This is a genomic window from Saccharothrix carnea (assembly GCF_003014735.1).
In the GTDB taxonomy this organism is placed as follows: domain Bacteria; phylum Actinomycetota; class Actinomycetes; order Mycobacteriales; family Pseudonocardiaceae; genus Actinosynnema; species Actinosynnema carneum.
Map to the genome: position 1 here is coordinate 207,281 of NZ_PYAX01000006.1, position 13,906 is coordinate 221,186.

12 protein-coding genes are annotated in these 13,906 nt (G+C 71.5%); 7 read left to right on the plus strand and 5 right to left on the minus strand.

The features are described 5' to 3' along the window. Positions 1–84 precede the first annotated feature (84 nt). From sucD to B0I31_RS19110, 3 genes are all read right to left on the minus strand, one after another. Complete coding sequence (gene sucD / locus B0I31_RS19100) at positions 85–975, minus strand: succinate--CoA ligase subunit alpha (protein ID WP_106616747.1); 891 nt, start codon at positions 973–975, stop codon at positions 85–87. A 2-nt stretch (positions 976–977) separates the two neighbouring features. After that, positions 978–2,147, minus strand: a complete 1,170-nt coding sequence (sucC, locus tag B0I31_RS19105) for an ADP-forming succinate--CoA ligase subunit beta (protein ID WP_106616748.1) — start codon at positions 2,145–2,147, stop codon at positions 978–980. A gap of 240 nt (positions 2,148–2,387) precedes the next feature. Continuing rightward, positions 2,388–3,956, minus strand: coding sequence for a hypothetical protein (locus B0I31_RS19110; protein WP_106616749.1), 1,569 nt, complete (start codon positions 3,954–3,956; stop codon positions 2,388–2,390). A gap of 172 nt (positions 3,957–4,128) precedes the next feature. On the opposite strand from B0I31_RS19110, the gene B0I31_RS19115 reads away from it, so the two are divergent. Next, positions 4,129–5,103, plus strand: coding sequence for an alpha/beta fold hydrolase (locus B0I31_RS19115; protein ID WP_106616750.1), 975 nt, complete (start codon positions 4,129–4,131; stop codon positions 5,101–5,103). Positions 5,104–5,393: 290 nt separating this feature from the next. Beyond that, on the plus strand, positions 5,394–6,113 hold the full coding sequence (locus B0I31_RS19120; RefSeq protein WP_245950090.1) for a M23 family metallopeptidase: 720 nt from the start codon (positions 5,394–5,396) through the stop codon (positions 6,111–6,113). Between the two features lie 363 nt (positions 6,114–6,476). On the opposite strand, the gene pcrA is transcribed toward B0I31_RS19120, so the two are convergent. Further along, positions 6,477–8,798, minus strand: a complete 2,322-nt coding sequence (gene pcrA / locus B0I31_RS19125) for a DNA helicase PcrA (RefSeq protein WP_106616752.1) — start codon at positions 8,796–8,798, stop codon at positions 6,477–6,479. A 216-nt stretch (positions 8,799–9,014) separates the two neighbouring features. Here pcrA and B0I31_RS19130 point away from each other — a divergent pair, with 216 nt between their 5' ends. Next, a complete protein-coding gene (locus tag B0I31_RS19130) occupies positions 9,015–9,275 on the plus strand; it encodes a chorismate mutase (RefSeq protein WP_106616753.1) in 261 nt (86 codons plus the stop codon). On the opposite strand, the gene B0I31_RS19135 is transcribed toward B0I31_RS19130, so the two are convergent. Next, on the minus strand, positions 9,244–10,332 hold the full coding sequence (locus tag B0I31_RS19135; RefSeq protein ID WP_106616754.1) for an arginase family protein: 1,089 nt from the start codon (positions 10,330–10,332) through the stop codon (positions 9,244–9,246). The genes B0I31_RS19130 and B0I31_RS19135 overlap by 32 nt on opposite strands. Positions 10,333–10,396: 64 nt before the next feature. On the opposite strand from B0I31_RS19135, the gene B0I31_RS19140 reads away from it, so the two are divergent. From B0I31_RS19140 to B0I31_RS19155, 4 genes are all read left to right on the plus strand, one after another. Next, on the plus strand, positions 10,397–10,711 hold the full coding sequence (locus B0I31_RS19140) for a hypothetical protein (RefSeq protein ID WP_106616755.1): 315 nt from the start codon (positions 10,397–10,399) through the stop codon (positions 10,709–10,711). A gap of 207 nt (positions 10,712–10,918) precedes the next feature. After that, positions 10,919–11,806, plus strand: a complete 888-nt coding sequence (locus tag B0I31_RS19145) for a hypothetical protein (RefSeq protein WP_106616756.1) — start codon at positions 10,919–10,921, stop codon at positions 11,804–11,806. 216 nt (positions 11,807–12,022) lie between these two features. Continuing rightward, positions 12,023–12,754 carry a hypothetical protein gene (locus B0I31_RS19150; RefSeq protein ID WP_106616757.1) on the plus strand — a complete coding sequence of 244 codons (732 nt, stop codon included), beginning with the start codon at positions 12,023–12,025 and terminating at the stop codon, positions 12,752–12,754. A gap of 158 nt (positions 12,755–12,912) precedes the next feature. Further along, entirely contained in the window at positions 12,913–13,866 is a 954-nt protein-coding gene (locus B0I31_RS19155; RefSeq protein WP_106616758.1) for a hypothetical protein, read from the plus strand. The last annotated feature ends 40 nt before the right edge of the window (positions 13,867–13,906 follow it).

A 13,906-nucleotide genomic window follows, 5' to 3' on the forward strand; every position in this document is an offset into this window, starting at 1 on the left:
TGCGCATTGACTGCTCCGGTGAACGCACTGAGGGCCACCTCCCGGGGGAGGCGGCCCTCAGCATGTCGCACGAACGGCCCAGTGTCAGCCGATCGCCTGCATGATGTCCCGCATGAGCGCGGCGGTCTCGCTCGGCGTCTTGCCGACCTTGACGCCCGCGGCCTCCAAGGCTTCCTTCTTCGCCTGCGCGGTGCCGGCCGAACCGGACACGATCGCGCCCGCGTGGCCCATCGTCTTGCCCTCGGGCGCGGTGAAGCCCGCCACGTAGCCGACGACCGGCTTGGTGACGTTCTCCTTGATGTAGGCCGCGGCCCGCTCCTCGGCGTCGCCGCCGATCTCGCCGATCATCACGATCGCCGCGGTCTCCGGGTCGGCCTCGAAGGCCGCCAGCGCGTCGATGTGGGTGGTGCCGATGATCGGGTCGCCGCCGATGCCGATGGCGGTGGAGAAGCCGAAGTCGCGCAGCTCGTACATCATCTGGTAGGTCAGCGTGCCGGACTTCGACACCAGGCCGATCTTGCCCGCGCCGGAGATGTTGGCCGGGATGATGCCCGCGTTGGACTGCCCGGGGCTGATCAGGCCGGGGCAGTTCGGGCCGATGATCCGGGTCTTGTTGCCGGTCGCCACGGCGTGCGCCCAGAACGCGGCGGTGTCGTGCACCGGGATGCCCTCGGTGATCACGACGGCCAGGTCGATGCCCGCGTCGATCGCCTCGATCACGGCCGCCTTGGCGAACGCGGGCGGCACGAAGATCACGGTGACGTCCGCGCCGGTCGCCTCCATGGCTTCGGCCACCGAGCCGAACACCGGCAGCACGTTGCCGTCGAAGTCGACCTTCTCGCCCGCCTTGCGCGGGTTCACGCCGCCGACGATGTTCGTGCCGGACGCCAGCATCCTCTTGGTGTGCTTGGTGCCCTCGGCGCCGGTCATGCCCTGGACGATGACCTTGCTGTCCTTGGTGATGAAGATAGCCATCGTCAGACCCCCGCAGCCGCGAGCTCGGCGGCCTTGTCGGCCGCGTTGTCCATAGTGTCCACCACGGTGACCAGCGGGTGGTTGGCCTCGGCGAGGATCCGGCGGCCCTCCTCCACGTTGTTGCCGTCCAGGCGGACCACGAGCGGCTTCTTGGCCTCGTCGCCCAGGATGCCCAGGGCGGCCACGATGCCGTTGGCGACCGCGTCGCACGCGGTGATGCCGCCGAAGACGTTCACGAACACCGAACGCACGTCCGGGTCGTGCAGGATGATGTCCAGGCCGTTGGCCATGACCTCGGCCGACGCGCCGCCGCCGATGTCGAGGAAGTTCGCGGGCTTGACGCCCTTGTGCTTCTCGCCCGCGTAGGCCACCACGTCGAGGGTGGACATCACGAGACCGGCGCCGTTGCCGATGATGCCGACCTGGCCGTCCAGCTTGACGTAGTTGAGGCCCTTCGCCTTGGCCTTGGCCTCCAGCGGGTCCTCCGCCTGCTTGTCCACCAGCGCCTCGTGGTCGGGGTGGCGGAAGGAGGCGTTCTCGTCGAGGGTGACCTTGCCGTCGAGCGCGACGATCTTGCCCTCGGGGTCGCGGACCAGCGGGTTGACCTCGACCAGCGTGGCGTCCTCGGAGACGAAGGTCTCCCAGAGCTTCACGATGACGTCGGCGACCTGGTCGGCCACCTCGGCGGGGAACTTGGCGGCGGCCACGATCTCGTCGGCCTTCGCGCGGTCGACACCCTTGATCGCGTCCACCGGCACCTTGGCCAGGGCCTCGGGCTTGGTCGCGGCGACCTCTTCGATGTCCATGCCGCCCTCGACGCTGGCCATGGCCAGGAAGGTGCGGTTGGCGCGGTCGAGGAGGAAGGAGAAGTAGTACTCCTCGGCGATGTCGGACGCGGGCGTCACCAGCACGCGGTGAACGATGTGCCCCTTGATGTCCAGACCGAGGATGGCCTCGGCCTTGGCTGAGGTCTCGTCCGGGTTCTCGGCGAGCTTGACGCCACCCGCCTTGCCCCGGCCGCCGGTCTTGACCTGGGCCTTGACCACGACGGTCTGGCCGAAGCGCTCGGCGATGGCCTTGGCCTCGGCGGGGGTGGTCGCCACGTCGCCCGGAAGTACCGGGACGTCGTGGGCGGCGAAGAGGTCCTTCGCCTGGTACTCGTACAGGTCCACTCGGGTCTCCTGCGACGTCGGTGTCGGACACCGCGTCTGGTCGTGCGGTCCTCTGAGGTCCGGCGCTCCAGGCTGGGGCCTGGTGCCCACACGTCCAGGCATCACCTGGAACGCCGGCACAGCCGTGGGGGACCGGCTCGACGCGGCTTCGCAAGACACTATCGACCAGCCCGGACTCCACCGCACCCCACGCCCGTGAAGTCCGTCATAGAGGTGGTGAGGTCGATCACCACCCACGATTCAGCGTGCCGTCCGCAGGGCGCCCGAGATGATGAACGCGGCCGTCGCGGCGGCGGCGAGCCAGAGGCCGGGACCGGGTGCGGCCTCGGCGGCACGGGCCGCGGTGAGCGGGTACTCCCAGGCGCGGACGGCCGTGACGACCGCCGCACCGAGCAGCAGCGCCGCGCCGCGGCTCGGCCTGGCCTTGAGCGCGATCGCGGCCGCCGCCACGACCGCGATCAACGCCACCAGCAGCCCGGACGAGCCGACGTGCAGGCCGAACGCGCCGATCGGCACGTAGTCCGGCGCCCGCAGCACGGGCAGGCTGAACGCGCCGAACGCGAGCAGCACCGCGATCAGGGTGGCGGCGATCAGCGGCAGCGACGGCTCGCCCGCGTCCGTGCCGACCTCGTCCCGCTCGACCGCGCCGGCCAGCGCGGCCGTGATGGCAGCCGCCGCGACGGCGACCACGGACGCCGCGGTGAACCAGACGCCGACGCCGGGCCGCACGACGTCGACCTTCGTCGCGGCGAAGACGGCGTCGAGCGCGACGGCGGCGCCCAGCGGGATCGCGGCGGTGGCGACGGTGAACGCGGGCCGGACGGCGGCCTTGGCCAGCAGCGCGGCGGCGAGCAGGCCGGTGGCGATCGCGGCGGGCCAGAGCAGGCGTGCCGCGTAGTCCGCGGGCGGCGGGGAGCCGTCCGGCAGGACCAGGTGGTCGGTCGACGCGCCGATCGCGGCGGCCGCGGCGGCGACCAGGCCGAGCGTGGCGGCGATGACGTGCAGGCGTCGTTGGCCCGGCAGCTCGACGTCCCGCTCGGCACCGTCCTCGTCCTTGACGGCCCGCTGCGGCCAGGCGAGCGCGACGGCGGCGGCGAGCACCAGGAACGGGCCGACCGCCGGTCCGATGGCGTCGACCGCGAGGGCCGAGGCGATCGGCGGCGCGGCGGAGGCGAGCAGGACGGCGGAGAGGCCGAGCAGACCACCCTTGCGGGCCTCGGGCGTGGTGGCGCTGGCCGCGAGGACCGCGAGGGCGGGCGCGGCCAGGGTGAGCACGATGCCGCCCAGCATCGGCAGGGTCGGCGAGTCGAACGTGCCGCGGGCCTGGATCAGCGCGTCGGTCGAGGTGAACGGCGCGGTGAACAGGCCGATGCCCGCGACGGCGCCCGCGGTGGCGGGCAGGGCGAACCTGGCGCGTTCGCTGCGCACGTCCGGTTCGGCGCCGAGGGTGGCCAGCGCGCCGGCGGCGATGAGCAGGACGTGCCCGGCCAGCAGCAGCCACAGGCCCGCGGCGGGGCCGGGCGGGTCCAGGCTCGTCGGCCGGAACAGCTCGGGCCGCGCGGCGTCGACCGGGTCGACGAGCAGCTGCAGGTCGTTGAGCAGGCGGCCGGCGGCGAACACGGCCGGTGCGACGAGGGCCGCCGCGGCGGTGAGCGCCTGCCCGCGGGCGAGGAAGACCGCGGCCAGGGCGGCGGGCAGCAGGGCGAGCGGCGCCAGCAACGGCCAGGCGGTGAACGCGGGCGGCACGGCGCCGTCGACCACACCGACAGCCGGGGCCGCCGCGGTGAGCAACGCGCCCGCCGCGGCCACCCCAACCGCCGTCCGGAGTCTCGTGGGGGCCGTTGAGACCGGTTCAGCGGTTCGGATCACCGGTCGGACGCTAGCAAAACGGGGCCGGCGGCGACGGGCGACCGGTCCCCGGTTGTGGACATCGGACGTCGGGTACTCGCAGTTCGTGGGGACGTCACTTACTTTCAGCCCTATGGGTGACGCGGTGCGGCGGCTCGTGGCGACGTGGGCGGACCGGGTCGGCACCGGCGTGGACGCCGGTCTGGGTGTGGCCGGCGATGCCCTGGAGCTGGCGGGCGGCGTGCTCCGGGCCGTCGCCTCGCCCGGCGGGGTGCGCGGCGTCGCGGTCGAGGCCGCCTGGTTGGCCGCGCACACCGTGCTCTACCCGTGGGGCGTCCTCGAAGAACAGGTGAAGCCGGACGGCCACCTCCGCGCCTACCGCACCGACCACCTGCCGCCCCGCCGGCGCGGGCTCCTGGTTTCGGCGATGGACGCGGCGGGCACCCCGATCGTGTTGGTGCACGGCATCGGGGACAACCGCTCCGCCTTCGCAGTGCTGTCGGGGGCACTGCGAAGGCGTGGTTTCGGAGTGGTGCACGCCGTGAACTACAGCGTGCTGACCGCGTTGACGGGGGACGTCCGGCGGTCGGCGGCGCTGCTCGGGGAGCACGTCGAGCGGATCTGTGAGCAGACCGGGTCCGACCGCGTGCACGTCGTCGGCCACTCGCTGGGTGGCCTCATCGCCCGTTATTACGTGCAGCGCCTCAACGGCGACGCACGCGTGCGCACGCTCGTGACCCTCGGGACCCCGCACCAGGGCACGCTGACCGCCTACCTGGTGCCCACGTCGCTGACCAGGCAGTTGAGGCCCGGTTCCGACCTATTGTCCGAATTGGCCGAACCGTCCCGACCGTGCCGCACCAGGTTCGTCGTGGTGTGGAGCGAGATGGACCAGGTGGTCGTGCCGCAGCGGAACGCCCGGTTGGCGCACCCGGCGTTGGTCGTGGAGGAGCATCGGATACGTGATTCAGGTCACCTTTCACTACCGGTTGATCGACGCACCCTTCACCTCGTTGTGACCGCCATCACGCGTTCGGATGACAACCTGGATCACCCCATCGTGCCTGGACCCGGTCGGTATGGGGAGCGCGTTCATGACCCAGCGTGACGGGTCATACGCGGGGGTGTCCCACTGACCGCTAAACGGTCATCTTCCGACTCGGGGATTGCCCTTAAGGGCTCCGCGCCGTTATCTTCCCCCGGTCCGTTGTCACGGTCTGGTCACAAGCAGGACGACGAGCCGGTACCCCGACCGGCTCAACCGGGATCCCCCGCCCGGTAGTCCGACCGGACTCCCCGAAGACGGAAGGCCAGGTTTTGTCTCAACACCGCTCCCCCGGCGGCCATACGAGTTCTCCTGCGCTCGAAGAAGCGGTAGACCGAGCTTCGACGCGCACGGTGAGCACGCACCGGCTTCCGCCTCCGCCCTCGGCGCTGCGCGGACGGATCGTGGTCGCCGCCGTCGCCGTCGGCGCCTTCGCCGCCGCCGGCGCAGGGCAGACGCTCCACGCGCTCGGCTCCGACTCGCCGTCCCAGGCCGACGAGGTCACCCCGCTCGCGAACTCCGCCGCTGACGGCGCCGCCGCGTTCGGCGTCGGTGGCACCGGCCCCGCCTCACCGCAGATCCTGCCCGTCGCCAAGGCGGTCGACCCCGCGGCCGAGGCGCAGAAGCTCGTCAAGAGCCAGCAGATCACCGAGACCCGCGAAGCCGAACAGGCCGAGGCTCGGCGCCCCAAGTTCGCCCGCCCCGCCGCGGGCCTGTTCACCTCCGGGTGGGGTGGCCGCTGGGGCGAGATGCACTACGGCATCGACATCGCCGGCCCCATCGGCACTCCGATCCTGTCCGCCGCGGATGGTGTCGTGATCGAGGCCGGTCCGGCAAGCGGTTTTGGGCTGTGGGTCAAGGTCGAGCACGCTGACGGCTCGGTCACCGTCTACGGCCACGTGGACACCTACTCGGTGCGCAAGGGCCAGCGGGTCCTGGCGGGCGAGCAGATCGCGCGCATGGGCAACCGCGGCTTCTCCACCGGACCGCACCTGCACTTCGAGGTCTGGAACCCGGACGGCAAGAAGGTCAACCCGCTGTCCTGGCTGAACTCCAAGGGCATCAGCGTCTGAGACCGCCCGTCACCGGGCACGTGAACGCAAGAGGCCGGGCTGCTCGTCGCAGCCCGGCCTCTCCACTGTGTGCAACCTTCCCCCGAAGGTGATCCCCTCCTGCGATCGCCGCCCCCGAAGCGGCTCCCGCCCTCACTGCCCCCCTGCTACCCCCTGTTGCCGCCAGGCGGCTTCTTCTGACCGGTTCACCCCGAATGACCCGGCCGTCCCGCTGGTGACACCCCTATAGACGCCCCAGGGGGATTCGGGTTGCACGGGAATTCGGCCACGTTCAGGTGAACACCGGTCGACCTCCGGGGGTCGACCGGTGTCCTGGCGGGCACCTATATATGCGTAAGGCGGCGAACTACGGCTGAGAGCGCCTCAGAGCTTCACGAGGGGCACGCCGCCGATGAGCATCAGCCGCACCGTCCCCGCGCCGCCGAAGTCGATCGTGGCGGTCGCACGCGGCCCCGAGCCGTCCACGGCCACCACGCGGCCGAGCCCGTACTTGTCGTGGCTCACCCGGTCGCCCACGTCCAGCTTCAGCGCGGGCGTGTCCTTCCAGTTCGCGTTCGTCGGCGCGGGGCGCGACGGGCCGGACCCGCGGCCCCACGACGTCGGCGCGGACGGCGCGCTGCGCTTGGGCTCCACCCGCCGCCAGTCGAGGAGGTCGGCCGGGATCTCGTCCAGGAACCGCGACGCCGGGTTCGCGGACGGCTGGCCCCACGCCGAGCGCACCAGCGCCCGCGACAGGTACAGCCGCTTCCGGGCACGCGTGATGCCCACGTACGCCAGGCGCCGCTCCTCGGCCAGCTCCGCGGGGTCGCCCAAGGCGCGCATGTGCGGGAAGACGCCGTCCTCCCAGCCGGTGCAGAACACCACCGGGTACTCCAGGCCCTTGGCGGTGTGCAGCGTCATCAGCGTGACCACGCCATCGGACTCCGCGTCGGGCACCGAGTCGGCGTCCGCGACCAGCGACACCCGCTCCAGGAACGCGGCCAGCGAACCCTCGGCGGGCAGATCCCCGAAATCAGGAGATGCAGCCTCGTCGGGCGGGGGGGTGTTCAAGTCGGTGAACTCGCGGGCCACCGTGACCAGCTCGTTCAGGTTCTCCACCCGGGTGTGGTCCTGCGGGTCCTCGCTGGCCTCCAGCTCGGCCCGGTAGGCGGTCTTGTCCAGCACCGCTTCCAGGATGTCGGCCACGTCGTCGCCGCGCTCGACCAGCTCGCCGAGCTCGTCCATCATCTCGACGAAACCGGCGATCGCGTTGCGCGAGCGCGGGTTGAGCAGCGGCACCTTGCCCGTCACCGCGTCGCGCAGCGCCGCCGCGAAACCGATCCGCTCGCGCTCGGCGTACATCGACACGCACGCCTCCGCGCGCTCGCCGATGCCGCGCTTGGGCACGTTCAGGATCCGCCGCAACGACACCGTGTCGTCGGGGTTGGACAGCGCCCGCAGGTACGCCAGGGCGTCCCGCACCTCGCGCCGCTCGTAGAACCGGACGCCGCCGACCACCTTGTAGGGCAGGCCGAGGCGGATGAAGATCTCCTCGAACACGCGCGACTGGTTGTTGGTCCGGTAGAACACGGCGATCTCGCCGTTGTTCGCCTCGCCCGTGTCGACCAGGCGGTCGATCTCGTTCGCGACGAACTGCGCCTCGTCGTGCTCGTTGTCCGCGACGTAGCCGACGATCTTCTCGCCGTCGCCCAGGTCGCTCCACAGCCTCTTGTCCCGGCGGTCGGGGTTGCGCGAGATGACCGTGTTCGCCGCGCTCAGGATCGTCTGCGTGGACCGGTAGTTCTGCTCCAGCAGGATCGTGGTGGCCTGCGGGTAGTCGCGCTCGAACTCCACGATGTTGCGGATCGTCGCGCCGCGGAAGGCGTAGATCGACTGGTCGGCGTCGCCCACCACGCACAGCTCGCCCGCCGGCACGCCGTCCGAGCCGGTCCCGATCAGCTCCCGGACCAGCGTGTACTGGGCGTGGTTGGTGTCCTGGTACTCGTCGACCAGCACGTGCCGGAACCGGCGGTGGTAGTGCTCGGCCACGTCCGGGTGGTTCTGCAGCAGCTCGACGGTCCGCATGATCAGGTCGTCGAAGTCGAGCGAGTTCGAGTCGCCGAGCCTGCGCTGGTAGCTCTCGTAGACCTCGGCGACCCGGCGCTCCAGGTCGTTGGCCGCGCGCTCCTTGGCGGTGGCCGCGTCGACCAGCTCGTTCTTCAGGTTCGAGATGTGGATCGCCAGCGTGCGCGCCGGGTAGCGCTTGGGGTCCAGGTCGAGGTCGCGCGCCACCAGCGTGATCAGCCGGCGGGTGTCGTCGGAGTCGTAGATCGAGAAGTTGGACGACATGCCGAGGGTCTTGGCCTCGCGGCGCATGACCCGGACGCACATCGAGTGGAACGTGGACACCCACATCGAGCGGGCCCGCGCGCCGACCAGGTCGGCCACGCGTTCCTTCATCTCGGCGGCGGCCTTGTTGGTGAAGGTGATCGCCATGACCTCGCCGGGGTGGACGTTGCGCTCGGCGAGCAGGTAGGCGATCCGGCGGGTGAGCACGCGCGTCTTGCCCGAGCCCGCACCGGCGACGACCAGCAGCGGGGCGCCCGAGTGCTCGACGGCCCGCCGCTGGGACGGGTTGAGGTCTTCGAGCAGCCGCGCGGACCGGGAGGCGGGGGGACTTGCAGGCAAGTCGAACAAGGCGCTCATCGCCTGTTCACGTTACCGGGTACCCCCGACAGCCCGTGCCTGTGGCATGATGAGGCGGTGCGCATGGCCCACTTCGAGTTTTTTTACGGGAACCGGACTCCGGCTCCCGTGGACCGCTAGCGCCGACAAGCCACCACGAAGCCCCGGAGTCCTCGGACCCCGGGGCTTCGCTGCTGCCAGGGCTGGGACTCCAACCAGAGTCGAGAGGTCGTCACGATGAACAGCACCGAAGCCGCCCCGGACATCGATTCGCTGCGCCAGGAGATCGACCACCTGGACGCGGAACTGCTGCGGCTGGTCAAGCGACGGGTCGAGATCTCCAAGATCATCGGCGCGGCGCGGATGGCCGCCGGCGGCACGAGGATCGTGCACAACCGGGAGATCGACGTGATCAACCGCTACAAGGAACTCGGCCCGGACGGCCGCGACCTGGCGATGATCCTGCTCAAGCTGGGCCGCGGCCACCTGGGGCGCTAGCGCAGAACGCCCAGCTGGTCAGTGCTGATTTGGCCTTGGCCAGGTCCGCACTCACCAGCTGGGCGTCGTCCGGCACGTAGGCCAGTGGGTCCTCCAAGAGGTCCAGTCCGAGCAGGCCCTCCACCAGGGCGTGCAGGCACAACGCCGAGTAGCCGCGCAGGTAGCCGCCCTCCTGCGTGAGCACGGTCGGCAGGCCGAGCCCCGACACGACCCGGCCGATGTCGCGGTACCCGGCGGCGGTGAGGTTGTGCCTGCCGTTCGGGTCGAACGCCGACCCGTCGAAGCCCGAGGCGCACACCAGGAAGTCCGCGCCGAATTCGGCCAGCGCCGGCAACGCGATCTCCGCCAGCGCGCGCCGGTACGCCTCGTCACCCGCGCCCAGGGACAGCTCGACGTTGATGTTCGAGGCACCCGACTCGGCGGGCGCGCCGGTCTGGGCGTGGTTGGCGCCCCACGGGCCGTGCCGCATGTGCACGGACACCGTGAGCACGTCGGGCGTGTCGCGGAACACCTCCTGCGTGCCGTTGCCGTGGTGCACGTCCCAGTCCAGGACGGCGACCCGGCGGCCGGCGCGCCGTGCCGTCTCGGCGACCAGGGCGGCGTTGTTGACCAGGCAGTACCCGTCCGCCATGGCCGGCTGGGCGTGGTGGCCGGGCGGGCGCACCAGGGCGTAGGCCAGGCGGGTCCGACCGGCCGCGACCGCCTCGTACGCCGCCAGCGCGGTGCCGGCGGCGGCGCGGATCGCGTCCCACGAGCCGGGGCCGACGACGGTGTTGACCTCGACGGCGGTGCGCCGCTCGCACGCGGCGCGCAGTCCGGCCAGGTAGGACGGCTCGTGGACGCGGGCCAGCTCCTCGTCGTCGGCGAACCGACCGGTCGACCAGGACAGGTGCGGCGCGACGGGGCCGTGCGCCAGCGCGTGCCGGAACGTGCGCAGCCGGGCCGCGTTCTCCGGGTGCGGTTCGGGCGCGTCGAGCCAGTCCCACCGGCCGGGCAGCTCCCACAGCCCGGTGCCGGTGTCGTGCTCCAGGCAGGCGTCGTGCCAGAAGACCTCCACCCCTGGGAGATATCAGGGCGATCACGGATGGTCCAGCGGGTTTGGCCGAGGGCACACTGGTGTCATGGTCATCGGTCTCATCACGGGCCTCATCGCGATCCTGGGTGTGCTCGCCGCGCTGGCGCACGACGGTTACCTCGCGATGCTCGGTTCCGCCGCCAAGTCCAAGCGCGCCGCGGGCGCGCCCATCGCCCAGTACGTGCGCAGCCGGTGGACCCTCGCCGGGGTGACGACGATCATCGCCCTCGTCGGCCTGCTGATCACGTCGGGCGGGTCCACGTCGGGCGACATCATCGGCGCGCTGATCGCGGGCGGTGCCGGCCTGGCCGCCACCAACGCGCTCCAGGGCACCAGGAAGAAGCTGAACAGCGGGAGCTGAAGATTCACTCATCCGTGTGTCGCTCAGCCCCACAAGGCTGATCTGCGCAGCTCTACGTGCACCCTGCACCTAATCTGAGGCGGCGGGGTCCTCGGCGTCCCACCCCCATGCCCCGCGCCAGTTGAACCCACCAGGTGAGTTCGAGCCCGAACGGGTGACGCAACCGCGAGGGCCGTCAGGTCGGGGGGCGGGAGGGGTCTGCAGAGCATGGACATCGGGGAACCGGAACGGTCGGGTCGGCATCGGCTGGAGGACGGGGCGGCGATCTGGCTGCCGATGGGCGGTGAGCTGGACCACACACCGTTCGACGACGCGGCCACGCGACCGGTGCCCGCACCGCTGCCGCCGCCGGACCCGTTCGTCGACACCGACGCCATGGGGCTGCGCAAGTTCAACATCGGCCTGGTGCCCGCCTCGGTGACCCCGCCCCGGACGTGGAAGCGGGCCGCCTGGTTCGCCGTGCTGTCGTCGGCGGGCGTCCTGGTCGGCCTGGCCGTCGCGGCGGCCAACCTGGTCGGCACCAACCAGCCCGCCGAGCGCATCGGCCTGCCCGGCTACCCGACCGACGTACCGCTGCTGACCGGCTTCGCCACCACACCGCCTCCCCCGACCACCTCCACGGCGCGCCGCGTGCCCGCCGAGGCCGTGGCGAACGGGCTCGTCGCCGCCAACGGTGACCGAACCGACCCGGGCGGCGGCTCCGCGGTCGACCTCACCGCCGCCACCCCAGGCCCGGAGACCGCCCCGCACGTCACCACGGTCCCCGCGCACGCGGAGCCGATCGTGGACGCCGAGACGATCGCGGAGAGCACCGAGCTGTTCTACGAAGAGGTCGCGGCGAACTCCGACACCGCGCTGACGCTGGTCTCGGACACGTTCCGGCTGGCCGGCGGGGTGCTGCTGGAGCAGGAGTTCGCGGACGTGTCGCTGATCGAGGTGCGGGAGATCACCGTGGACCCGACGCGGGGCATCACGGTGAGCACGCTGGAGGTGACCCACCGGGACGGGTCCAGGACCACGCAGCGGCGCGAACTCGTCTTCACCACCGGCCGGGAACCGCTGATCGACGGCGAGCGGTCCGCTGCCGGTGCTTGAAACCGCACTCCTGGTGGGCGTCGTTCCGTAGTCCTTCGTCCGTTCGAGGGACGGCTTTTGACCACTGGCCGCCACGAACGAGTGAAGTCCCTGGTTGAGCTGGATTCCCGCCGGTCCACCACGGTACGAGTCTTGGCGACGACACGACCGAGGGAGTCGCCAGTGCAGCGCCCTACGACGAGCGGTCGCAGGCACAACCGCGCGGGATCGGTCACGGTGGCTGAGCTGCTCAGGAAGCAGCCGGCACCGGCGCGGGTCCGGCACCGCGAGCAGGCCGCCACCCATGGCCTGATCGCCGACCTGCTGCGCGAGCAGGAGGACCCGAGGCTGTCCGCGAGACGACCCACCCGGGCGGCGAAGCTCGCCGGTGTGACCACCGGGGCGGTGGTGCTGCTCGCCTCGATCGCCGCGGCCTCCGTCCTGGTGGGCAACCGCGACGCGGGGCCCGACCTGCCGCGGGTGGAGCCGCCCGGTTCGATCACCGGCTCGTCGGCGCTGCGGCCGGACCTGCTGTCGGCCCAGCTGGGCGGCGTGCGGCCGGAGCGCATTGCGGCACCCGCTCGGCCGGCCGTGCCGTTGACCGCCCACGTGACGGATGAATCGCCGGTGGTGATGCCGTCTCCGCACGTCGACGTCGGGCCGGAACCGCAGGTCGACGTCGTGCGGCGGTTCTTCGAGCTGCTGCCCGCGCAGCCCGCGGAGGCGTCCCGGCTGCTGGCGCCGGAGCTGCTCGGTGGCAGCCCGGGCGACTTCGTCGAGTCCTGGGGTCACGTGCAGGCGATCACGATCGAGTCGACGTCGCTGCGGCCGGACGGCGCGGTGCTGGCGGTCGTCTCGCTGCAGGAGCGCACCGGTCGGTGGCTGCGGGTCGAGCAGGTTTTCCGGTTGACCGACACGAGCGTGCCGCGCATCGTCGCGACCGAAGTCCTATCGGCCCAACGGCGTTGACGCTCGGTAGCGATCACGGTCTTGTTGTTCACTCAGCGTTCAACAAACCACAGATACCGTAGGAAACTTCACTCAAAGGGGTTACGTAGACGGTCACGATTCGGTATCCATGGTCCCGGTCAGTAGCGCAACGCTCTCTCCGGGAAAGGTGTCCAGCGGTGTCGAACGACGACAAACGCCGTCGACAGGATGGCTCGACGGCCAAGCTGTCGGTCGCCGACCTGCTCGCCAGGCGTGAGGCGGAGACGCAGCCGATCCCGCGGATCACCGCCGGTGGAACCGGCAATCAGACAGCAGTCGGTGGAACCGGCCTTCAGACAGCAGTCGGTGGAACCGGCACCAGGATCACCGAACGGCCCGCCGTCGAGCGGCCGGACGACGACGAGGAGACCGTGCGGTTCTCGGCCGCCGCCCTGGCCGGTGCGACCAACCTCTCCGGTCGCGAGCTGCACGTCACCGAACTGCTGCGCCGCGAGGGCCGCGCCGGTGAAGAGGAGCGCGGCGGCGGGTTCTCCGTGCCGAAGCTCGTCGCGATGGCCAGCGGCGGCGTGGTGCTCGCCGGCACCGTCGCGTTCACCGCGTCCAACCTGATGTCGTCCCCGGACGAGCGCCCGCTGGCGGAGGTGCGCTTCGACGCACGCCCGGCGGCCCGCGCCACCAACACGCTCACGAAGGACCTCGCTGCCGCCGCTGCCCAGCAGCAGGCCCAGCAGCCGCAGGCCGAGACCACCACGACGACGCCGGAGCAGGCGCCCGAACCGACGACCCAGCGCGCGCCGCGGCCCAACACGCAGCAGCAGCAGCAGACGACGACCACGACGACCCAGCAGCAGACGCAGCAGCAGGCGCCGACGAGCACGACCACGCAGCCGCCGAGCTCCAGCAGCCAGCAGACGACGACCCCGGCGCCGAGCACGAGCACCACGACGCCACCGCCGCCGAGCAGCAACAGCACGCAGCCGCCGTCGTCCTCCACGCCGCCGTCCTCGTCCAACCCGAGCACCCCGCCGTCCGAGGACAACGGCTCGGGCCTCGGCCTCGACCTGGACCTCGACCTGGGCGGGATCCTGAACCCCATCGGCGGGTTCGACTTCTTCGCTCCGGCCAGCTGACCACCACCCCGACGTTCCGCCACCCCGCCGCTCGGTGTGC

Excerpts from the sequence above, each read along its gene's own strand:
- B0I31_RS19115 (WP_106616750.1), top strand. The coding sequence starts at position 4,129 with ATGGGTGACGCGGTGCGGCGGCTCGTGGCGACGTGGGCGGACCGGGTC.
- B0I31_RS19130 (WP_106616753.1), top strand. The coding sequence starts at position 9,015 with ATGAACAGCACCGAAGCCGCCCCGGACATCGATTCGCTGCGCCAGGAG.
- B0I31_RS19140 (WP_106616755.1), top strand. The coding sequence starts at position 10,397 with ATGGTCATCGGTCTCATCACGGGCCTCATCGCGATCCTGGGTGTGCTC.
- pcrA (WP_106616752.1), bottom strand. The coding sequence starts at position 8,798 with ATGAGCGCCTTGTTCGACTTGCCTGCAAGTCCCCCCGCCTCCCGGTCC.
- B0I31_RS19145 (WP_106616756.1), top strand. The coding sequence starts at position 10,919 with ATGGACATCGGGGAACCGGAACGGTCGGGTCGGCATCGGCTGGAGGAC.
- sucD (WP_106616747.1), bottom strand. The coding sequence starts at position 975 with ATGGCTATCTTCATCACCAAGGACAGCAAGGTCATCGTCCAGGGCATG.